Annotated in this window: 13 protein-coding genes and 1 pseudogene; 1 reads left to right on the forward strand and 13 read right to left on the reverse strand. The window is 35.2% G+C overall.

Annotated features, from left to right (window positions below; all coding sequences use genetic code 11):
• The 12 genes and pseudogenes from BOW57_RS20950 to BOW57_RS03845 form a co-directional block, all read right to left on the reverse strand.
• Window positions 1-4,147: pseudogene (locus BOW57_RS20950) on the reverse strand (hypothetical protein); the annotation flags it as partial.
• A gap of 552 nt (window positions 4,148-4,699) precedes the next feature.
• Window positions 4,700-5,626 (reverse strand): tRNA epoxyqueuosine(34) reductase QueG, encoded by a 927-nt coding sequence (gene queG, locus BOW57_RS03795; protein ID WP_164973665.1) that lies wholly within the window; start codon window positions 5,624-5,626, stop codon window positions 4,700-4,702.
• Window positions 5,620-6,969, reverse strand: coding sequence for a cytochrome P450 (locus BOW57_RS03800; protein ID WP_129053100.1), 1,350 nt, complete (start codon window positions 6,967-6,969; stop codon window positions 5,620-5,622). Before BOW57_RS03800 ends, queG begins: the two co-directional genes overlap by 7 nt.
• A gap of 5 nt (window positions 6,970-6,974) precedes the next feature.
• Window positions 6,975-7,997, reverse strand: a complete 1,023-nt coding sequence (ruvB, locus tag BOW57_RS03805) for a Holliday junction branch migration DNA helicase RuvB (RefSeq protein ID WP_089052715.1) — start codon at window positions 7,995-7,997, stop codon at window positions 6,975-6,977.
• Between the two features lie 104 nt (window positions 7,998-8,101).
• Window positions 8,102-9,904 carry a cbb3-type cytochrome c oxidase subunit I gene (locus BOW57_RS03810; protein ID WP_089052714.1) on the reverse strand — a complete coding sequence of 601 codons (1,803 nt, stop codon included), beginning with the start codon at window positions 9,902-9,904 and terminating at the stop codon, window positions 8,102-8,104.
• Between the two features lie 30 nt (window positions 9,905-9,934).
• A complete protein-coding gene (locus BOW57_RS03815) occupies window positions 9,935-11,125 on the reverse strand; it encodes a cytochrome c oxidase subunit II (RefSeq protein WP_089052713.1) in 1,191 nt (396 codons plus the stop codon).
• Between the two features lie 19 nt (window positions 11,126-11,144).
• Complete coding sequence (locus tag BOW57_RS03820; protein WP_129053101.1) at window positions 11,145-12,539, reverse strand: quinol:cytochrome C oxidoreductase; 1,395 nt, start codon at window positions 12,537-12,539, stop codon at window positions 11,145-11,147.
• A gap of 27 nt (window positions 12,540-12,566) precedes the next feature.
• Window positions 12,567-13,112 carry a cytochrome c gene (locus BOW57_RS03825; RefSeq protein ID WP_089052711.1) on the reverse strand — a complete coding sequence of 182 codons (546 nt, stop codon included), beginning with the start codon at window positions 13,110-13,112 and terminating at the stop codon, window positions 12,567-12,569.
• Between the two features lie 8 nt (window positions 13,113-13,120).
• Entirely contained in the window at window positions 13,121-13,645 is a 525-nt protein-coding gene (locus BOW57_RS03830) for a DUF3341 domain-containing protein (protein ID WP_089052710.1), read from the reverse strand.
• Complete coding sequence (nrfD, locus tag BOW57_RS03835; protein WP_089052709.1) at window positions 13,638-15,041, reverse strand: NrfD/PsrC family molybdoenzyme membrane anchor subunit; 1,404 nt, start codon at window positions 15,039-15,041, stop codon at window positions 13,638-13,640. Before nrfD ends, BOW57_RS03830 begins: the two co-directional genes overlap by 8 nt.
• Before the next feature lie 34 nt (window positions 15,042-15,075).
• Window positions 15,076-18,129 carry a TAT-variant-translocated molybdopterin oxidoreductase gene (locus tag BOW57_RS03840; protein WP_129053102.1) on the reverse strand — a complete coding sequence of 1,018 codons (3,054 nt, stop codon included), beginning with the start codon at window positions 18,127-18,129 and terminating at the stop codon, window positions 15,076-15,078.
• 32 nt (window positions 18,130-18,161) lie between these two features.
• Window positions 18,162-19,490, reverse strand: coding sequence for a c-type cytochrome (locus BOW57_RS03845; protein ID WP_129053103.1), 1,329 nt, complete (start codon window positions 19,488-19,490; stop codon window positions 18,162-18,164).
• A gap of 219 nt (window positions 19,491-19,709) precedes the next feature.
• Here BOW57_RS03845 and BOW57_RS03850 point away from each other — a divergent pair, with 219 nt between their 5' ends.
• Window positions 19,710-20,099 carry an SPOR domain-containing protein gene (locus BOW57_RS03850; RefSeq protein ID WP_089052706.1) on the forward strand — a complete coding sequence of 130 codons (390 nt, stop codon included), beginning with the start codon at window positions 19,710-19,712 and terminating at the stop codon, window positions 20,097-20,099.
• Between the two features lie 575 nt (window positions 20,100-20,674).
• Here BOW57_RS03850 and infB read toward each other — a convergent pair.
• Window positions 20,675-23,554: a translation initiation factor IF-2 gene (gene infB / locus BOW57_RS03855; protein ID WP_129053104.1), complete on the reverse strand. Its 2,880-nt coding sequence runs from the start codon at window positions 23,552-23,554 to the stop codon at window positions 20,675-20,677.
• Window positions 23,555-23,557 lie beyond the last annotated feature (3 nt).

Genomic DNA, 23,557 nt, shown 5'->3' on the forward strand with positions numbered 1-23,557 from the left:
CTGCAGGATTTGGAGTAGTCGCTACATTAACTGTATTACTATTTGTTGAACAGTTTGATGCATTAGTAGCCGTTACATAATATCCATTTCCTGCAATAAGATTTGACCATGTTAAGCCTGATCCAGTTCCAGGTATTGATCCTTGAACTGCTGTATTGCTTGAATTATATAATTGATAATTTACTCCGCTTACTGAAGTTGAAGAGGTAATTGTACCGTTTCCTCCAGGTGAAACACAAATAGTACTTCCTGTTAATGCTAATGCAGCTGGAAAAGTACTTATAGTAATAACAGCATTTCCTGTCATTGTAGCAGTACAAGATATTCCAGAATTAGTATTAGTCGCAACAACAGTATAAGTTCCTGCTGCTGTTTTTGTTCCAAAACTGATCGCAGTACCCGTTCCTATAACAGGAGTTCCATTATTCGCTCCTCCCAATTGTAATTGATAGCTTACTCCACTATCTGAATTGCTTAATCCAACTGCGAATCCTGTTCCTCCTGTACAATATGTTCCACCACCTGTAACCGCATATGCTGTTGGAAGCGGATATACTGTAGCTGCTACTGCAACTCTAGATCCGGTAGTACAATTATTATTAGTAGCATCTACATAATAAGTAGTAGTTGCAGATAAATTCGGTGTAGTAAAATTTGTACCTGTTCCTAACGAGATTCCGCCTGTCACGTTGCTATACCAGTTGATTGTCCCTGCCGAGGCTGATGCAGACAAAATAACTGTTTCTCCTGCACATCCTGACCTAGGAGTTGTACTAGTAATTGTTGGTGTCGTATTTACTGTTGCTGTAACTTTAGTTCTAGCTGCAGAAGTACATCCGTTAGCTACAGCCTCTACATAATAATCTGTAGTTGTAGATAAACTTGGTGTTTTATAACTTGTTCCTGTCGCTACTATAGATCCTCCTGTCGCTGCAGTATACCAATTGATTGTTCCTGATGAGGCCGTTGCTCCCAAAGTTACTTCTCCTGAATCACATCGTGATCCACCAGCGACTGCTGTTATAGTAGGTTTTGCATTAATGACAAAATTCGTTGCTGTTCTACAACCCGGATTATTAGAACATTCAGCATAAAAAATAGTTGATATAGGTGTTGTTCTATTAGCTACACCTGAATTTGGAACTCCTACAGGATCAAAAGAATTTCCAGAACCTATTGATGATCCTCCAGATGCTGCTTTGTACCAATTTATTGTTCCAGGAGTCTGCAACATAATCTCACCTCCGTTTGGTCTAGATGTTACTACCCAAGAAAAAGTACCTGAAATACTACCTGTACCGCTTGCATAAGTAGTAGATATTAACGTATAAGTAGTTCCAGCGTATAAAGGCATAATTCCTTGACTAGAGCTAGCGCCTAAACGAGGGAGCCTATTTCCAGCACTGTCATCATCTCCTTTAATCCAATTACCTGTTGAACAACTACCTGGCACAAAAGCTCCCGAAACAATATACCCCATAGGATCACCATTATCACTAGCATTCATCTGTAATATATAATTCCCAGAAACACTTACTTGGAAAGGAATGGCAACGTAATTTCTAATACTACTACTATCAAACCCACAAGCACCAGAATTAGTCATACTAGTAATAGGTCTTAAAGCTGTAGGATCTGTATCTCTATTCCATGCTCCTGATATTGTAGTTCCAGAATTTACAAAATTACTAGAACAAGAAGTAGCCGTTAATGATCCCAAGTCCCCAACACACATTGAAACTCCAGTGGTTGTAGGGGCTCCCGGAACAGTCGTAATCTGTATTCCTGTAGTTGGAAGCGAAGTACATCCCTGTGCATTGGTTGTGGTTACTTGATAAGTTCCTGATACCAAGCCAGGAAAAACACCAGTTGCATTACTTGTTGATGCAGTTACTGGATTTGTTCCTGTTAAAGTATAGCTTACGTTCGGACCATTCGCAGGTGCTGTAACCGTTATAGTTCCAGTTGGAGTTGTACAATTTCCCTGAGTTCTGTTAACTGTTGGAGCTGCTGGCAGTGCCAAAATTGTAATATCATCAACTGTTATTGTTGGACCAGCCCCATTAAAATTTGTTCCCGGAACATCTGCTTGGTTAGCTCCTTCATATTTTTTATTTACTGTACCATATCCATTTAAAGCAGCAGTTATTTTTCTAGTGCCATCTAGCCTGCGAGTTGGATCTAAGTATTGAGCTTGCGCACTAGAACTATGTTTCCCTGCAGCAATTGTACCTGATATTCTTCCAACTAAAGTTATAGTGACAACTCCGTTTTGTGCAATATTAAAATTTCCAATTAAAGGATTATTAGCCGAACCTGTACTAGACAAAGCCCCAGAAGGACCTGAAGCCTCCGTTGAATAAGATGCTGTTGCAGCATCAAATTCAATATTTGCTGGAAAAGAGAAATCTAATAAAACTCCAGCTGCATTTCCTGCTCCAGTATTCTTTATTTGAATCTCATATGTAACTTTCTCACCAATCGAACCACATACGTCACTTGTTGTTAATGCCTTTACTGTTGTCTCTAAAATAGGAAAACAACTTGCATTTACTTGTAAATTAGGCGGTACATCAGAAGAAATAAATGATTTTACAAATCCAGCTTCACCTGGTTGCGCACCATGATCTACTCCATTAAGACTGCCGTTATCTGTTTTACCAAAGGCACCAGCAGTAACAGAAGGATTTATCGTTACTCCTGTTCCTGGAACATTATATCTAATAATTCCACCACCACCACCACCACCTGGTCCATGTGAATTTCCTAAATCATTAAGTGTATTACCTCCCTTTCCTCCATTCGCCTCAATAGTAACATTTGTAGCTATAGCATTAGTATTCGAAATATTTAAAAAAACACTCCCTCCAGCTCCACCACCACCAGCTCCATCCGGAGATCCTGCGAAAGAACCTGGGGCACCAGGCCCTCCATTTGCTTTAATAAATCCATTTCCTTGAATATTACCCGCATTAATAAGAATTATAGCTCCACCAACTCCTCCTTTAACTCCATCTACAGCGTTATTGGCATCACCGGCTCCACCACCACCTCCCATAATTAGTCGAGTCAGTTCTGGTTCTGGTGTCTTAAAAGAAGTAAAACCTGGTCTTCCTCCTCCAGTACTAGGACTTGTAGCACCGTTGCCGCCTTGCCAACCTTTACCTCCTAAACCTCCGTATCCACCATTTCCACCACCGCCACCGCCGGAATTATGATCATTTCCTCCACCACCTGCATTTGCAGGAGCTCCTCTACCTGAAGATCCTCCCGGTAATCCTTCATTAGCGGCCCCATTATCAACTTGACTAAAACCATCCCACATGTATCTTGGTGTACCAGCAATTCCTTCTCCTTTTCCTGAAATTGCTGTATTACTTGAGGGACCGACATAAGTTGTAGCATTGTTTTCACCAGTATATGCTACTGGACTGTAGCCTCCTCTAAATCCTCTTTCGGACCCATCAATTGTATTACCGTTAAAATTAAACGTACCAGAAACATTAAAAGCAATTACCCCTCCTGCAACACCATTAAAAGGCGGAGTTGTAATAGAGGAACTTAACGTTAGATTAGAATATTGTGGTACTCTAACGATTTGAAATGTTCTCTGTCCTCTAGTTGGCGTTGCTTTTGCATTAAAAAAACTATTTCGAACACCGCCATTAGAACCTGTTCCTTTAAAAGTCAGATTTCCTCCTCCCAGGGGAACATTATTTGTCGCAATAACGTACTCAAAAATCCCCGTATTATTAATATTTAGAAACCCAGTACCCCCTAAAACGTCTTTACCACTATTTGTTGTTCCAGATCCATACGCTGAATTGTTACTATAATCAATTGTTGCATCTTGCATCTGAATAATCAAAATCAGATCTCCTGCTGAAATCGGAATAGTACCAAAGTTGTTCCCTTTACCATCTGATCCCGGTGATGCCGCCAATAAAATTGCCTGTGCTCCAGCATTTAAATTAATATCACCGCTAATTGGGAAATAAGTATTTACAGAACCTGTTATCGCTATAGGGCCATCACCTCCTGGTGTTCCACAAACCTGAGCAACAGAACTTAATGATACTAATAGAAATAATAAAAGAAAAAAACTTGACCTAACAAAACTAGATACATTAAAAGTAAAGTTACGCATAGACAAACAGGGTATTAGTTGGGAGTATAGAAAATTTGGAATCTGAAAACCAAAATTTGGCTTTCAGATTATAATATAAATACGAGAAAATAAGGTAAACGGATTTTGGATAATTGAAAAAGGGCTTTTCAAAATCGCATAAAAGATAGTTAAGCGTTTGGACCATAATGCATTTAGGTTCAAGACACAATGTCTTTGGGGGTTAGTTAAGTAAATTTGGTGCTGCGAAAGTATACAAAGACCTCAATACTAACTACATTAGTCGATAAACTACATGAAAAAACGTTGAAATGCACAATCCTTAAAAACAAATTAACCTTTAAACCTTAAAAACATAACAATCCGACAATAAAATAGCAGAAATTTCTTAAAATTTTACAGAAAAAACAGCATGACAAGGTTTGAGTGATTAATCTGTAAATTTATCTTACAAAACATATGGTGTCAAAACAAACAAAACACACATAACTAATTAAAAATCAATATTGTGTGTTTTTGTTTTATAAGAAGAGAAATTTCTTTAAATATGAATGTAAAATAGAAAGAGTAAATTTATTCTAGGAAATTAATATTTCGCTTAAGTCCATCAAATTTGGTTCTTTTAATAGGCGAATTTTTGAAAACTAAACGGAAGGTTTCTTCGGTAATTTCAAGCCACTCTTTTTTAGAAAAAGAAAGTAATTCGGGGTTCGGATTAAACAATGGTTCTGAATGTGGTTTAGAAAATCGATTCCAAGGACAAACATCTTGACAAGTGTCGCATCCAAACATCCATTCGTCAAATTTTCCCTTCATTTCATGTGGCATATTTTCTTTCAATTCAATAGTATAATAAGATATACATTTGCTGCCATCGACTACATATGGTGCGACTATTGCTTGTGTAGGACAAGCATCAATACAAGCGGTGCAAGAACCGCAATGATCTGTTACTGCGTGATCATATTCTAATTCTAAATCTAAAATAAGTTCTGCTATAAAGTAGAAAGAACCAACTTTTTGAGTAATTAAATTACTGTTTTTTCCAATCCATCCTAAACCGCTTTTTGCTGCCCAAGCCTTATCCAAAACTGGTGCAGAATCAACAAAAGCACGACCAGAAACTTCGCCAATATTCTCTTGAATCGAATGAAGAAATTCTTTTAATTTTTCTTTTATAACAAAATGATAATCCTGACCGTATGCATATTTGGAAATCTTAAAACTTTCCTCATTTTGAACTTCCGAAGGATAATAATTAAGCAAAAGAGAAACAACGCTTTTTGCATCATCAACCAATAAAGTTGGGTCAAGTCTCTTATCAAAATGATTCTCCATATAAGCCATTTGACCATTGTAATTGTTTTTTAGATATTTCTCAAGCCGTGGAGCTTCTTGTTCTAAAAAACCAGCTTTCGATATTCCACACGAAATAAAGCCAAGTCGTTTAGCTTCTGATTTTATAAATTTTGAATATGTCTCTTTAGAATTAATCAGCATCTTTTAGAGAATGAAACTTTAACGTTAACAGGTTTTAAAGTAATTAATGGATTAAACAGTATTACACTATCATTAGATTTAATCACATATTTTTTTACAATTTGAGATATTGTAAGACACATTTCATAAATGGCAAAGCCAGTTCCAATACACATCCTTGGTCCTGCACCAAAGGGATAAAAATATTGCATTGACTCTTTTTTTTGCTCACCTAGAAATCGTTCAGGAATGAATTCATCTGGATTCTTCCAGTACTTAGGATTACGATGCAATTCATAAAAAGAAATACCGATAAGAGTATCTTTCTTTATTTTAAACTGCCCAAAAGAATCATCTTCAAGATTCTGCCTGTCTGTAATCCAAGCTGGCGGATATAAACGCATAGATTCGTTCAAAACGGCATTTAAATAGGTCATTTTTTGAAGTTGCTCGATAACATTTTCAGTTTGCAACTCAATTTGACAAATTTCTTCAAAAACTTTTTCCTGTACTTCTGGATTACTGCCTAACAAATGAAGTGTAAATGTTAAAGCATTTGCAGTTGTTTCATGTCCTGCAATAAACAAAACTTTAATTTCATCAATCAATTGCTCTACAGACATGCTTTCACCAGTATCTTCGTATCTGGTATCTAAAAGCATATTTAGTAAATCATTTATTTCTCCCTTTGAAGCTTTTCGTTCCTCTATAATTTCACGAATAATACTATTATTCTCTTCTGCTAACTTAAGATGCTTTTTTACTTGACCACTTAATGAGAACCACCAAGCCTTATGCGGAAGCCGAATTTCTTTAATTAAAAAATGCTGTACTTCTTCAATAATAAATTTAATTCGTTCGAATTTATTTTCCGCAGTTTCAAGCTGAAACAAAGATTTTGCCACAACATTAAATGCCAGATTACTCATTATTGGAAAAAGATCTATCGGCTTTTCTTCACCGAGATTATCCAATTCTGCACAAATAGTTATATTCATATTATCAACCAACTGATTCATTTTTTGTTTATGAAATGCCGGTTGGATAAGACGTCTCTGCTTTAACCAAAAATCACCATCACTGGTTAAAAGACCTTTCCCTAAATACTTAGAAAGATATACAGATTGAAATTTAGATTTATGATAATTCTTTTGATTTTTAACTAAAATATATTGCGCAATTTCATTATCTCTCGACAAAATGATGTGCTTTGAGAAACCAATTCTAATGGAAAAAGAATCTCCAAATTTCTCAAAATATCTATTATGAAAAGGAATCGGATTTTTTCTAACCCCTTCAGCATCTTTAAAAAATCGAACTATTGATAATTTATTTGGGTACTTATATTTTACATTATTAGACATAACTGCTAAAACAAACCTCCTTGAATATTTGTATTTAACTTACCTAAATGTTTATATGCTTTGTCTGTAACTTCACGACCACGAGGCGTACGCATAATAAATCCCTCTTGAATCAAGAAAGGTTCGTACACTTCCTCAATAGTTTCGCTGCTTTCCGATACTGCTGTAGCCAAAGTAGATAGCCCGACCGGCCCTCCCTTAAACTTATTTATAATAGTTAATAGTATTTTATTATCCATTTCATCTAAGCCATGCGCATCAACATTTAAAGCTTTTAATGCGTAACGAGAAATCTCAATATCAATAGTACCATTACCTTTTATCTGTGCAAAATCACGAACTCGTCGCAGTAGCGCATTTGCTATACGAGGAGTTCCGCGGCTGCGGCCTGCAATTTCAATTGCAGCTTCAAGATCTATAGGCATTTTTAATATCCCTGCGCTTCTTTCTACAATTGTTGTCAAAAGTTCAGTAGAATAATATTGTAATCGAGATGAGATACCAAAACGTGCTCTCATTGGAGCCGTTAATAATCCTGAACGAGTTGTTGCGCCAATCAAAGTAAACGGATTCAAATTGATCTGCACTGTTCTAGCATTTGGGCCAGATTCAATCATAATATCAATTTTGAAATCTTCCATTGCCGAATATAAATACTCTTCAACAATTGGACTCAAACGATGAATTTCATCAATAAATAAAACATCTCGCTCATCAAGATTTGTTAACAAACCTGCTAAATCACCAGGTTTATCTAAAACTGGTCCAGAAGTAATTTTTATTCCAACCTCTAATTCATTTGCCAGAATATTAGCTAAAGTCGTTTTTCCAAGCCCTGGAGGCCCATGGAATAACGCATGATCAAGCGCCTCACCACGTTGATTTGCAGCAGCAACAAAAACTTTTAAGTTTTCTAAAACCTGATCTTGTCCAGCAAAGTCATCAAATGACAATGGGCGTAATCTCTTTTCAAGATCTAATTCTTCTGGGTTATATCCTTTGGTTGTTGGATCTAAATTCTCATTCATTTTACAAAGATATACAAAGTAAATCAGTATGTAAACAGTAACAATTTAACTATTTAAAATAACACATAAAAAAAGACTGTCATCTCTGACAGTCTTCTATTATTTTAGTGGTGTAAAACTTCTTCACCTTCTTTCATTGGTACATTTTGAGGAACAAAATCTACATCATGATTTGGGTTACTGTAGTCATACGGCCAACGATATACGTGAGGAATTTCACCTGGCCAGTTTCCATGAATATGTTCAACTGGCGTTGTCCATTCTAATGTTGTAGATCTCCAAGGATTTTGAACTGCTTTCTTACCGTAGAAAATACTACTAAAAAAGTTGTACAAGAATACTAATTGGAAAGCTCCTCCTACAAGAGCAAATGTTGTAATTAAAACATTCACATTTTGTAAATCATCAAATAATGGGAAGTTAGTATTTGTATAATAACGTCTTGGTAAACCTGCTAATCCGATAAAGTGCATTGGGAAGAAAACACCATAAGCACAAACTGCTGTAATCCAGAAGTGAATATAACCTAAGTTTTTATTTAACATTCTTCCATACATTTTAGGGAACCAGTGGTAAATACCAGCAAACATTCCATAAAGTGCAGAGATACCCATTACTAAGTGAAAGTGAGCAATTACGAAGTAAGTATCGTGAACGTTAATATCTAAAGTACTATCTCCTAAAATGATTCCAGTTAAACCTCCAGTGATGAAAGTAGAAACCATACCAATAGAGAACAACATTGCAGGGTTAAATTGTAAGTTACCTTTCCATAAAGTTGTAATCCAGTTGAATGCTTTTACAGCAGATGGAATTGCAATTAATAAAGTTGTAAAAGTAAATACAGATCCTAAGAAAGGATTCATTCCAGAAATAAACATATGGTGACCCCATACGATAGTTGATAAAAATGCAATTGCAAGAACTGACATAATCATCGCTCTGTATCCAAAAATTGGTTTACGAGAGTTCGTAGCCATAATTTCAGAAACAAGACCCATTGCTGGTAAGATTACAATGTAAACCTCAGGGTGACCTAAGAACCAGAATAAGTGCTCAAACAATACTGGAGAACCACCTTGGTAATGTAAAACCTCTCCTGCAATATAGATATCAGATAAGAAGAATGAAGTACCAAAACTTCTATCGAAAATCAATAATAATGCTGCAGATAATAATACTGGGAAAGAGATAACACCAATAATAGCTGTTACGAAAAATGTCCAAATTGTAAGTGGAAGTCTAGTCATAGACATTCCTTTTGTTCTTAAGTTAATAACAGTTACGATGTAGTTTAATGATCCCATTAAAGAAGATGCAATAAAGATAGCCATCGAAACTAACCATAAAGTCATACCAGTTCCAGATCCAGGGATCGCTTGTGGTAAAGCACTTAATGGTGGATAAATTGTCCAACCTGCAGAAGCTGGTCCAGCTTCAACAAATAAAGAACATAACATAACTACAGCAGATAAAAAGAACAACCAGTATGAAATCATGTTCATAAATCCAGAAGCCATATCTCGCGCTCCAATTTGAAGCGGAATAAGTAAGTTACTAAAAGTTCCACTCAAACCAGCTGTCAGTACAAAGAATACCATAATGGTACCGTGAATTGTAACTAAAGCTAGATAAATATCATTTGCCATTACACCATCAGGTGCAAATTTATCTCCTAATAAAACATTAAAGATTTTAAAAGACTCTTCTGGCCAAGCCAATTGCATTCTGAAAAGCAAAGACATAGCAATACCAATAATCCCCATGATAATACCTGTAATCAAGTATTGCTTAGCAATCATTTTGTGATCAATACTAAAAATATATTTAGTAATGAACGTATCTTTATGATGATGTTCGTGCTCGTGATCGTGTCCGTGATCGTGACCGTGCGCTTCTGCTGACATATATGTGTACTTTAAATTTTCTTAATAATATTATTTCATCGCAACTTTAGCTACAGCTGCTTTAACTGTATCTACAACTGCTTTTACAGTATCGATAACTTTTGCAGTAGTATCACTTGGTGCAGCACCTTCTGCTTCAGGTTTTTTAGCTGCTGCTGCCGCTTTAATATCCTGAGCTAAAGTAGTTTTCTCGCTTAACCATTTTTTATATTCTTCTGGAGTATCTACAACAACTTTCATTTGCATGTTATAATGTGAAGCTCCACAAATTTTATTACATAATAATAAATAATCAAATGTGTAAGGATCTAAAGCTGTACCTCCTTTTGCAACTAACTCAATACTTTTTTCAGCTCTTAATTTGTTGATGTTTGCAACTTTCTCAACCATAAATGGTAACTCTCTGTATTCAGCAGTAGTATAAGTTGGAACAAAAGCAAACTCAGTAACCATACCAGGAACACAGTTCATTTGTGCTCTAAAGTGAGGAAAATAAGCAGAATGCAGTACGTCTTGAGAACGCATTTTGAAATGTACTTTTTTACCTTTAGGAATATGAAGTTCAGAAACTACAATATCATCTTGAGAATTAGGATCAGACATATCAACTCCTAATGTATTTATCCCTTCAATTAAACGAACGTTTGCTTTTCCTAAAACATTATCCTGACCTGCATATCTTGCAGTCCATTTAAACTGTTGAGCATATAATTCGATCTCTACAACATCTTCATCTTTATCAACAAACATGATGTTATTCCAAGCATATAATCCATAAAGAATTAAACAAGCTAGAACTACAGATGGAATGATACTCCAAATTGCTTCTAATTTATTACTATCTGCAAAGAATAAAGCTTTTTTATCTTTATGTCCTCTATTTTTAAAAGAAAACCAATGTAATAAGCCTTGAGTAATAACTTGAACTGTAAAGATTAATACCCAGGTAATATTCATCAAACTATCTACTAAAAGCCCATGCTCAGAAGCTGGTGTATGAAGCACTAAATTACCCCATTTTAGTAAACCATAAATAGTAAATATATAAATGAAAGCTAAAAAGCCAAACATAATATATCCCTGAATATTATTATCATTATCTGATGCAACCTGAGAATCGTCCGAAGAAGATCCTACTTGAGTAAGATCAAATATCTTGGTCAATTGCCATAATGCAACTGCTAATAAAACTAAAACTACAATTACCAACAAACTTGTCATCTGTTTATTTCTTTAAATATTAATAATGAAAATGTTTACTTTCTTCTATGAAAGGATTTCTTTTTGCAAGCAAAGGAGATTTAGTTAATGCAGTAAACACTGTAAAAATAAACAATCCTAAAAAGAAAAGAATAGACGCAATTTCAGAAACTCCAATAAACCATTTATCTCCAACTGTACCAGGCATAATCATATTAAAGAAATCAATATAATGTCCTAATAAAATAACAATACCAGCCATTACTATAATCCAGCTTAGACGTTTGAAATCAGTATTGATTAAGATTAACAATGGGAAAACAAAATTCATAACCACAGCACCAAAGAATGGCAAGTTATACAATTGAATTCTTGTGATGAAATAAGTAACCTCCTCAGGAATATTTGCATACCAGATTAACATAAACTGAGAGAACCATAAGTATGTCCAGAAAATACTAATACCAAACATAAATTTAGCTAAATCATGAATGTGGCTTGTATTAACAAACTCTAAATATCCTTTAGATTTTAAATAAATAGTCACTAAAGCGATAGTAGTAATTCCACTTACAAAGAAAGAAGCAAAAACATACCATCCGAATAATGTACTAAACCAGTGTGGATCAAATGACATAATCCAATCCCAAGACATAATAGATTCAGATACAATAAAGAACACTAAAAATCCAGCTGATGCCTTAAAATTCTTTTTATAGTACAAATCATCATTAGCTTCATCTTGAGCTAAACAATTTTTTCTAGAGAAATAATTGTATAAATTCCATCCTAATAAAAAGATACCTGCTCTAACAATCCAAAATGGGAAGTTTAAATATCCTGATTTACCAGCGATAATTGCATCATAATTAGGACTTTTTGGATCCGTAACACCTTCACCTAACCATACAAAAATATGATTAAAATGCAGTCCGCAAAGAACCAAAATAATAAAGAAAATTACAGAACCAACTGGCAAATAAGCCGTAATACCTTGCATTACTCTAAACAAAACTGGAGACCAACCTGCTTGTGCAACTTGTTGAATAGCATAAAATGCTAAAACCCCCATTGAAAGCAACAAAAAGAAAATACAAGCTACATATAATGCAGACCATGGTTTATTTTGTAGTTGGTGCAGTACATGGTTTAAATGTTCTGTATGTTCATCAGCGGCATTAACTTTTGCATGTTCACCACCTTTATGTGAATCATGAGATGCCTCAGCAGTTTCGTGATGCCCAGCTTCTGTATGAGAAGCTTCTGCTGTTGCTTCATGTGCAGCACCATGAGAACCATGTGCATCTGCAGCAAGAATTTTTTCAACTTCTTGAATATCTTTAGGAGCAGTTAAAAAACCATATCCTATTCCTAATATACCAACGATCATTAGGATGAAAGAGAAAGTTTTTAATTTACTTGAAAATGTATACATATCTATTACGATCAGTTTGTTCAACAATTATAATTGGCTTTTTAGTTTTAGAACATAGTCAGCAACTAACCAACGTTCGTGGGCACTTAATTGATTTGCATGCGAACCCATTGCATTTAAACCATAAGTCTCAACATGAAAGATACTTCCTTCAGTGATCTCTCTGTCTTTATAGCTAGGTACTCCAAGAAATTTCTCTCTTTCAACTAATTTACCTTTACCATTTCCAGTTGCACCATGGCAGCTAATACAGTAAATATCGAAAAGTTCTTTTCCTTTTTCAGAACTTTTTTCTGCTTCAGTCAAAGGCGATTTTAAATTAGCTTTCGCCAATTCATAACCTGCAGTTGAATTTTCATACTCATAAGGCTCAAAACCTCTATTTATAGTTCCTTCTACAGGAAGCTGTCCTTCTTTACCACCCTTAAATACTTTTGCTTCTGCATATGGCTCATATGCTAAAGATTCATACATATTAGGGAAATACTGATAGTTTGGTGCCGAATTATTGTGGCAAGATGAAACTAAAATAGTTATACCAACTAAAAGTGTTATTTTATATATCCTTTTCATAGCTACAATTAATTCTTTTCAATTACTTTAACTTCAACAGCTCCAGTCCCTTCAAAAAAAGTAACTAGCTCTGCCTCATTATTATTCACAGCAACTTCCATTAAAAAATGGTCATCCGTTGTTCTTACATCTGGATTTTCAGCTTCTTTAAAAGGCCACAATCTACTTCTCATATAAAAAGTAATAACCATTAAGTGCGCAGCAAAAAATACAGTCATCTCAAACATAATGGGCACAAAAGAAGGCATATTTTGAATGAAGCTGAAACTTGGCTTACCTCCAATATCTTGCGGCCAATCGTGAATCATGATATAACTCATCATAAATGTAGCAAATGAAATACCAACACATCCGTAAAGAAAAGAACAAATTGCTAATCTTGTTGGTGCTAAACCCATTGCTTTATCCAATCCGTGAACAGGAAATGGAGTAAAAACCTCTTCAATATGATGATGTGCAGCTCTAGTTTTCTTTACTGCATCCATCAAAATATCATCGTCATTATAAATGGCGTATATTACTTTATTACTCATGATGTGAATCTTTATTTTTTGCTCTTTCTCTAATGTAATTATCTCCTGTTCCTTTTAGAATTGTTTTAACCTCTGCCTGTGCAATTACAGGGAATGTTCTAGAGTACAATAAAAACAATACAAAGAAGAAACCAATTGTTCCGATGAAAATTCCAATATCAACAAATGTTGGTGAGAACATTGTCCAAGAAGATGGAAGATAATCTCTATGTAAAGAAGTAACAATAATTACGAATCTTTCAAACCACATTCCGATGTTTACAACAATCGAAATAATAAATGAGAACATGATACTTGTTCTTAGTTTCTTGAACCACATAAACTGTGGAGAGAAAACATTACAAGTCATCATTGACCAATATGCCCACCAGTAAGGTCCAGTAGCTCTGTTTAAGAATGCATATTGCTCGTATTCTACTCCAGAATACCAAGCTACGAATAACTCAGTGATATAAGCAACACCTACAATCGAACCTGTAATCATAATAATGATATTCATCAATTCGATATGTTGTAACGTGATATACGCTTCAAGATTAGAAACTTTTCTCATAACGATTAACAATGTATTTACCATCGCAAATCCTGAGAATACCGCTCCAGCAACGAAGTATGGAGGGAAAATAGTTGTATGCCATCCTGGAATTACAGAAGTAGCAAAGTCCATCGATACAATTGTGTGTACAGAAAGTACAAGAGGAGTTGCTAAACCAGCTAATACCAATGATACCTCTTCAAAACGCTGCCAATCTTTAGCTCTACCACTCCATCCAAAACTTAAGATAGAATAAACTCTTTTGTTAAACGGAGTTATAGCTCTATCACGAAGCATTGCAAAGTCAGGCAATAAACCAGTCCACCAGAAAACTAATGACACTGAAAGATAAGTAGAAATTGCAAATACGTCCCAAAGTAATGGTGAGTTAAAGTTTACCCATAAAGATCCAAACTGGTTTGGAATAGGTAAAACCCAGTATGCTAACCATGGACGTCCCATGTGAATAATTGGAAATAAACCTGCTTGAACTACTGAGAAAATAGTCATTGCTTCTGCAGAACGGTTAATAGCCATTCTCCAACGTTGACGGAAAAGTAATAGTACTGCAGAAATCAAAGTTCCAGCGTGACCAATACCAACCCACCAAACGAAGTTAGTAATATCCCAAGCCCAACCAACTGTTTTATTTAATCCCCATGTTCCAATACCGGTAGATACGGTGTAAATTATACAACCTAACCCCCAAAGGAAGGCTATTAATGCGATTGAAAATACAATCCACCATTGTTTATTTGCAGGACCTTCAACAGGTGCTGCCACATCTACAGTTACATCGTGATATGATTTATCACCTATAACTAAAGGTTTTCTAATGGGTGCTTCGTAGTGAGACGACATAATCCTTTATATTGTTTCTTATTAATAATTTATTCTAAGTATTTCTAACTTTAACATGGTAAACCACATTAGGTTTTGTTCCTACATGCTCTAATAAATGATATGATCTATCATCAGCTGCTAATTTAGCAACTTTACTTTCGGCATCATTAACATCACCAAATATCATTGCTCCAGAAGAACAAGCACTTGAACAAGCTGTTTGGAATTCTCCATCAACAATTGAACGACCTTCTTTTTTAGCATTTAATATAGTAGCTTGTGTCATTTGAATACACATAGAACATTTTTCCATAACACCACGTGAACGTACATTTACGTCTGGGTTCAATACCATACGACCTAAATCATCATTCATATGATAATCGAATTCACTGTTTTTATTGTATAAGAACCAGTTAAAACGACGAACTTTATAAGGACAGTTATTAGCACAGTAACGAGTACCAACACATCTGTTGTATGCCATGTGGTTTTGACCTTGACGACCATGAGAAGTCGCAGCAACCGGACAAACTGTTTCACAAGGTGCGTGATTACAGTGCTGACACATTACAGGTTGGAATGCCACTTGTGGATTATCTCCAGGTTTTTCCATTTCATTGAATGTAGACAATGAGCTAGACAAACCAGCAATACCCTCTTTTCTTTCGTTATCTCCAGCAAAAGTACTTTCAGAAGAATAATATCTGTCAATACGCAACCAGTGCATATCACGACTTCTTCTAACCTCAGATTTACCTACTACAGGAACGTTATTCTCTGCATGACAAGCAATAACACATGCTCCACATCCAGTACAAGCGTTCAAGTCGATTGATAAGTTAAAGTGATGTCCAGTAGAACGATCAAATGACTCCCACAAATCAACAGTAGTAGCTTCAACCTCTTGGTGATCTAAAGATACCATTGGTTGTTCGTTCCAATGTTTAGCATCTTCAGTATTAAATATTTTCAAAGTTGTTTCTTTGATAATATCCCCTCTTCCCATTAATGTTTTTTGCCCTTGAACACAAGCAAACTCATGCTCTCCATTAGCTTTTACAATAGAAATAGCTTGAACATTATTGAAGTTTTTATATAAAGCGTAAGCATTAATACCTACTTGCATTTCTTCTTTTAAAGCCGCTTTACGACCATAACCTACAGCTAAACCAACTGTACCAACTGCTTGTCCTGGCTGAACAATTACCGGTACATTTTCTAATTTAGTTCCATCTGCAGTAGTAATAGTAGCATAACTACCATTTAAACCACCGTTTGCAACAATTTCGTTTGATAAATTAAATTTCTTCGCATCAGCATTAGAAACTGTAATATAGTTATCCCATGAAACTCTTGTGATTGGATCTGGAAACTCTTGCAACCAAGGATTGTTTGCATGTTGTCCGTCTCCCATTCCAGTTTTAGTATATAAAACTAATTCAAGCTCTCCAGCAGCTTTTGATTTTGAAAGTGCACTTGCAGCACCTACATAATCAAAAGAACCACCATTTAAAACACTTGAACCGTATACAAAAACACCATCGTGTAAAACTTTATTCCAAGAAGATCCTGCGATAATTGACCCTGAATTAGCTTTAAGGTAATCGTAGAAATTTCCTGCAACACCATTCAATGACAATAAAACGTCTTGAAGTTGTTTTGTATCAAAGATTGGACGAATTGTAGGTTGTGTTAAACTATATGTTCCTTTTGTAATCACTAAATCTCCCCAAGACTCTAGATAATGAGGAACTGGTGCAGCAATTGTTGATATAGCAGCAGTTTCATCTTCTTTTAAAGATAAAGCAACTGAAGTTTTAACTTTTTTCAATCCAGAAACAAAAGAAGCAGAATCAGCTAAAGTATAAACAGGATTAACACCACTCATAATTAAAGTATGAACACTTCCCGAATTCATATCTTTTAATAATTGAGCAACTACAGCGTTAGAACCTTTTCTAATTTGTCTTGTTTCAGCTGTATTAAAAGCCTCACTAGACAATGCTTGATTAATAGCCAAAACTAATAATTGCGCATTCTTATCTTCTAAGCCAGATACTAAAATTCCTTTAGAACCAGCCGCCTTTAATTGTTGTGCCGCTTTTTCAACTTCCGCTTTAAACTTAGCATCTAAAGAAACTGGAACTGAACCTCCAACAATAACATTATAAATTTGAACTAAAGCTTGTTTTTGATCAGCTGTCGTCATTGGAATACGCTTATCAGCTGCAGCTCCAGATAATGTCATATTTGATTCAAACTGAAAATGACGAGACATTTTTCCGTTTTGAGGAATACGTCCTTTTGCATATCCAGCATCATATCCACCACCTTGCCAATCTCCTAAGAAATCAGCACCAACAGATACAATTAATGAAGCTTTTGAAAAATCATAATCTACTAAAGCTCTTTCACCATAAACAGTTTCAAAAGCATCTAACGCATCAGATGAAGAAACCGCATCGTAAACTACATGTTTAGCATTTGGATTTTTAGCAATAAACTCACCTATTAATTTCTCAGTAGATGGACTTGCTAATGTATTTGTTAATAATACTACTTGACCTCCTTTTGCTTTTGCATCAGCTAAACTTGATTTAATTTTTAAATCAACTGCTGACCAGCTGCTATTTTTCCCATCTAATTTAGGCTCTTTCAAACGCATACTATCGTATAATCCTAAGATAGATGCATGAATTCTAGCATTAGCAGAAAATTTAGCTCCAGAAATAGTATTGTTCTCAATTTTAATTGGACGACCCTCACGAGTTTTTACCAAAAGATTTGCAAAATCAAAACCATCAAAAACAGTAGTTGCATAAAAATCTGCAACACCAGGAATGATTTGCTCTGGTTGTAATACATAAGGGATAGACTTGTGCACAGGACCTTCACAAGCAGCAAGTGTAACTGCCGCAGTACTAAATCCTACGTACTTTAAAAAGTCACGACGTGAAGTTCCAGATGTAGCTAAAGCATCTGCATTTCCTAAGAATTCATCAGTAGGAATTTCTTCAACAAATTCGTTATTTCTAAGCGCCTCAACAATAGAACTATTTTCTAGTTCTTCAACACTTTTCCAGTATTTTTTGTTTGATGACATTGTATATAAATATTAAAATCTTAATAATTCGATTAATAGTGGCATTTACCGCATTCTAAACCTCCCATTTGCGCTGCAGTTAATTTCTCTACACCGTATTTTTTAGAAAGTTCAGCATGAATTTTATCATAATATGCATTTCCTTCCATCTTAACATCAGTTTTTCTATGGCAATCAACACACCATCCCATTGTTAATTTAGAGTATTGCTTCATGATTTCAAATTCTTGTACCGGACCGTGACAAGTTTGACATTCAACTCCTGCCACAGAAACGTGTTGAGAGTGATTGAAATAAACAAAATCAGGAAGATTATGAATACGAACCCATTTTACAGGCTTAGTTTTTCCAGTATAAGCTTGTTTAGTCTTATCCCATCCAACAGCATCATATAATTTTTGAATTTCTCCATCGTAGAATGCCTTACTGTACTCTGCAGTAGCAGTAGTCTCAGCAACTTCAGAAATATTTTTATGACAGTTCATACAAACATTCAATGAAGGAATACCAGCAGTTTTACTTACACGTGCAGCAGAGTGACAATATTTACAATTGATCTCATTATCTCCAGCGTGAATTTTGTGAGAATAGTGAATTGGCTGAATTGGCTCATAATTTTGATCAACACCTACCTGCATCAAGTAACCGTATACAAAATAACCACTAGCTAAAAGTAAAAATATAGAAGTAACTAAAACTAAAAATTGATTTTTAGCAAAAGCTTTCCAAATTGGAGTTCTGCCTTCTTTTGGCGCAACTTCAATTCCGTTATTACTTGCAACTTTAGTTAATACTTTGTTCACCATGAACAACATAACAACTAAAATAGCCATTACAAGAGCAAGAGCTCCTAAAATAATATTGTTAGAAATACCGCCGCCTTCAGCTTTTTGCCCAGGAGGAACAGTTCCTGGCGCACCAGCAGCAGGCTCAGCTTTTTTCTCAGAAGTAAAAGCAATAATATTATCAATATCGCCTTCAGATAATTGAGGAAAAGAAGTCATTACTGCTTTATTGTTTTCCTCAAAAAGTTTAACCGCAACAGGATCACCTGACTTAATCATGTCAGAACTGTTATGCACCCATTTATAAAGCCAAGCTTTATCGTGCTTATCCGCAATTCCTCTCAAAGCAGGACCTGTTGATTTAGCATCTAATTTGTGACATGCAGCGCAATTTGCATTAAAAAGTTCTTTCCCTTTTACTGGATCACCACCTGTAGTCGCAGCCGGAGCAGCAGCTTCAGGAGCCGCAGGAGCAGCAGGATCTTGAGCAAATGAAGTTAGGGAGAAAATTAACGTTAGCGATAAACTAAGTAATAATTTTCTGGAGATCGAATTATGGTTACCCACCTTTTTCATATAGTATAATAATTATCTACTAATTTTTGGTATGATTTTTTCTGTAGTAAATCAGACTAAAATTAATACCTTCTTTTAAAACTTGCACAAAAATACGACTTATGAACTATTCTCAAAACCTTAAAATACTCTTAAATATCAATTTATATCAATTCTAAATAATATTAAAATTTTCCATACAAACTTTAAATATTATTTTTGCACAAAAACCATCACATTATGAGAATTTTAACTCCTTCAAAAAACGTTTTCTTAACATTAGTAATCTTTGCTTTAGCAAACAATATTCATGCTCAAGATCAAAATTTAACAGTAAATCAAGATCCCAAATTTGAGCAATTAATGAACGAGAAACGTAAATTTAACACATCAATAAGTACAAATGATTCCTATAGAATTCAAATTTTTAGCGGAAAAAGCGAAGAAGCAAAAAAAACACTAGCCGACTTTAAAAGAGAATACTCAAACATTGATGGCACTATAATTTTCAATACCCCAAATTACAAAGTCATTGTAGGCAGTTTTAAATCAAGAATCGAAGCAGAAAGAAATTTAGCAGACATCAAGAAAAAATACAAAAATGTATTCCTGCTAAAGCCGAATAAATAAAACAAGAAACCAAAACGACAAGAAATAAAGAACCACAAAAGCAACTCTCTACGGAGTTTCTTTTGTGGTTTTTTATTATAACAAGGCATTAAATACCAAACAAAAACTAACATCTAAACACAAAGCCCAAATTCAAAATTTATTTTTTCATCATCAGCAACAACTACTTCACTACATTACACACAAACATTACAACTCAATCACCACTCCTAAAAAAACATTTCCGCCAACTTGTTACCAGAGCGAAACAGCGCTTTTTATCTGAAAAACCACCTTATAAATCAAATTTCTACACCACCCTTACCACTACTCTTTTTCAGCCTTTAAAACACAATCTGTTTTCTTTAGTACGAACACGTCAATACCCCTGCTAGTCAAAAACCCAACAACACATAACAAAATATCCAACAAAGAAAACTTCAAAACAGATTACCTCACAAAAAAATATCAAAAGAAAACACTACCACAAAAAAACTCAATCTTTTTAAAAAAACTCATTCTCTTATCAAAACCAAACAGTTCTAAACAAAAAAAATCCCGAAAAAATCGGGATTTATATTTTAAAAGAAATTCTCTTATTTAAGTTTCTTTTTAATTGCAACTTCGTGATAAGCCTCAATAACATCATTCATTTCAATATCATTGAATCCTTTTATTTGTATACCACAGTCATAACCTTTAGAAACCTCTTTAACATCATCTTTGAAACGCTTTAAAGCAACTAATTCTCCTGTATGCACTACAACTCCATCTCTAATAACTCTAATTTTAGAGCTTCTCAAAATCTTACCATCAGTTACCATACATCCTGCAATTGAGCCAACTTTAGAAATTTTGAAAATCTCACGAATCTCAGCTGTTCCTAAAATTTCCTCTTTCATTTCAGGAGCTAACATTCCCTCCATCGCATCTTTCAAGTCATCGATCGCTGCATAAATAATAGAATAGTAACGGATGTCAATTTCTTCTTTATCTGCAAGCTGTCTAGCATTTCCAGCAGGACGAACGTTAAATCCAATAATGATCGCATCAGAAGCAGAAGCCAACATAACGTCAGTTTCAGTAATTGCTCCAACACCTTTATGAATAATATTAATTTGAATTTCTTCTGTAGAAAGTTTAGAGAACGAATCTGATAATGCCTCAACAGATCCATCAACGTCTCCTTTAAGGATTACGTTCAACTCTTTAAACTGACCAAGTGCAATACGGCGACCAATTTCATCAAGTGTAATATGACGTTGTGTACGTACAGATTGTTCACGCATTAATTGAGAACGTTTAGATGCAATTTGCTTAGCCTCTTTTTCGTCTTCGAATACATTAAACTTATCACCTGCTGTTGCTGCTCCATCTAAACCTAAAACAGATACCGGAGTCGAAGGACCAGCTTCTAAAACTGTATGCCCTCTTTCATCATGCATTGCTTTAACTTTTCCATGGTGTTTTCCAGCAAGCATATAATCTCCAATTTTCAATGTACCTTGTTGTACTAAAATTGTCGAAACATAACCTTTTCCTTTATCCAAGAAAGCCTCAACTACAGTTCCTTGTGCTGCTTTATTTGGATTTGCTTTTAAATCCAAGATTTCAGCTTCCAATAAAACTTTCTCTAATAATTCTTTTACCCCTGTTCCGACTTTCGCAGAAATATCATGTGACTGAATTTTTCCACCCCAATCTTCAACAAGTAAATTCATACTAGCCAAACGCTCTTTAATTTTCTCAACATTAGCATTCGGTTTATCAATTTTATTGATCGCAAATATAATTGGCACTCCCGCAGCTTGTGCGTGAGAAATCGCTTCTTTTGTTTGTGGCATGATGTCATCATCCGCAGCTACTACGATAATAGCAATATCTGTAACTTGAGCTCCACGTGCACGCATCGCGGTAAACGCCTCGTGACCTGGTGTATCTAAGAATGCGATTTTCTGACCATTATCAAGAGTAACTCCATAAGCTCCAATGTGCTGTGTAATACCACCCGACTCTCCAGCGATAACATTTTCTTTACGAATATAATCCAGTAAAGATGTTTTACCGTGGTCAACGTGACCCATTACAGTAACAATAGGCGCTCTAGTTACTAAGTCTTCTTCTTTATCTTCAACTACTTCGATAGCTTCCTCGATATCAACAGTAATAAACTCAACTTCGTAACCAAATTCATCAGCTACAATTGTTAATGTTTCAGCATCTAAACGCTGATTCATCGTAACCATGATACCTAAAGACATACAAGTTCCAATTACTTTTGTAATCGGCACATCCATCATGATTGCAATTTCACCTACAGTAACAAATTCAGTAACTTTAATTGTTTTACTTCCTTCGTCAAGAGCTCTTTGCTCATCATCAGATTTCTGACGGTGCGTTTCTCTTTTATCTCTTCTATATTTAGCCGCTTTAGATTTCCCTCCTTTACCTTGAAGTTTTTCAAGAGTCTCTCTAATTTGGTTTTTTACTTCTTCTTCAGTAGGCTCAACTTTAGCTACAATAGCCGGACGGTTTCCTTTTACAAAACCAGGTCTCGCACTTCTGTTTGCATTAAATCCGCCTCCGCCGTTGTTTGGCGTTATCTTATTAGGATTTGGAGTTCCCGGTGCATTCCCAGCTCCTTGAGGTTTTGGCGCCCCTGGAGTTCCTGGCTTAGGTGCAATCCTTTTACGCTTATTTTTATTGGCATTATTTCCAACACCTGGAGCACCAGGTTTATTAGGCGTAATTTTAGGATCTTCTTTCTTTTTCTTAGGTTTATTAAATTGAGACAAATCAATTGTCTGTCCCGTAAGAGTTGTTCCAGATAATTTCTGGTATTGAGTAGTGATCGTTTCTTCGGCAGTTGCAGGATCTGTTGAAACAATAGGCTCTTGCGCTGTTTTTGAAACTTCAGCTTTAACTTCTTTTTTCTCTGTAATAATAGGCTTCTCTACCTTTTTCTCTTCAGAAACTACAGGAGCCGATGGCTCAGGCTGTACAACTTCTTTCTGAACTGGTTTTTCTGGTTGAGCTGGAGTAATAACTGCTTTTGGCTCTTCAGCTTTAACTGGCTCCTCAGTAGGAGTAGAAACAACTGCAGGTTTCTTCGGATTTAAATCTATTTTACCTACTTGCACAGGTCCAGTTACAACCGCTCTCGCTTTTATAATCTCCTGTTGCTTTTGGCGCTCCTCGTCTTGTCTGCGTTTGTCTTCAATTTCTTTCTCACGCTCTACACGTAATGCTTCTTTTTCTTTTCTTTTCTCTTCTCCAACCTCTTTAGAAGCTTCCTTATTCCCCTTATCGCCCGCAAATTGGCTTTGCAGGATATTAAACTCACTATCAGAAATTTTCGCGTTTGGATTTGCATCAATAGCAATACCCTTATCTTTTAGATAATCAACAGCTCTTTCTAACGAGATATTTAATTCCCTTAAAACCTTATTTATTCTTATTACTCTCTCTTCAGACATATA

The sequence above is a fragment of the Flavobacterium sp. YO64 genome (genome assembly GCF_004119505.1).
Taxonomy (GTDB): Bacteria; Bacteroidota; Bacteroidia; order Flavobacteriales; family Flavobacteriaceae; genus Flavobacterium; species Flavobacterium oncorhynchi.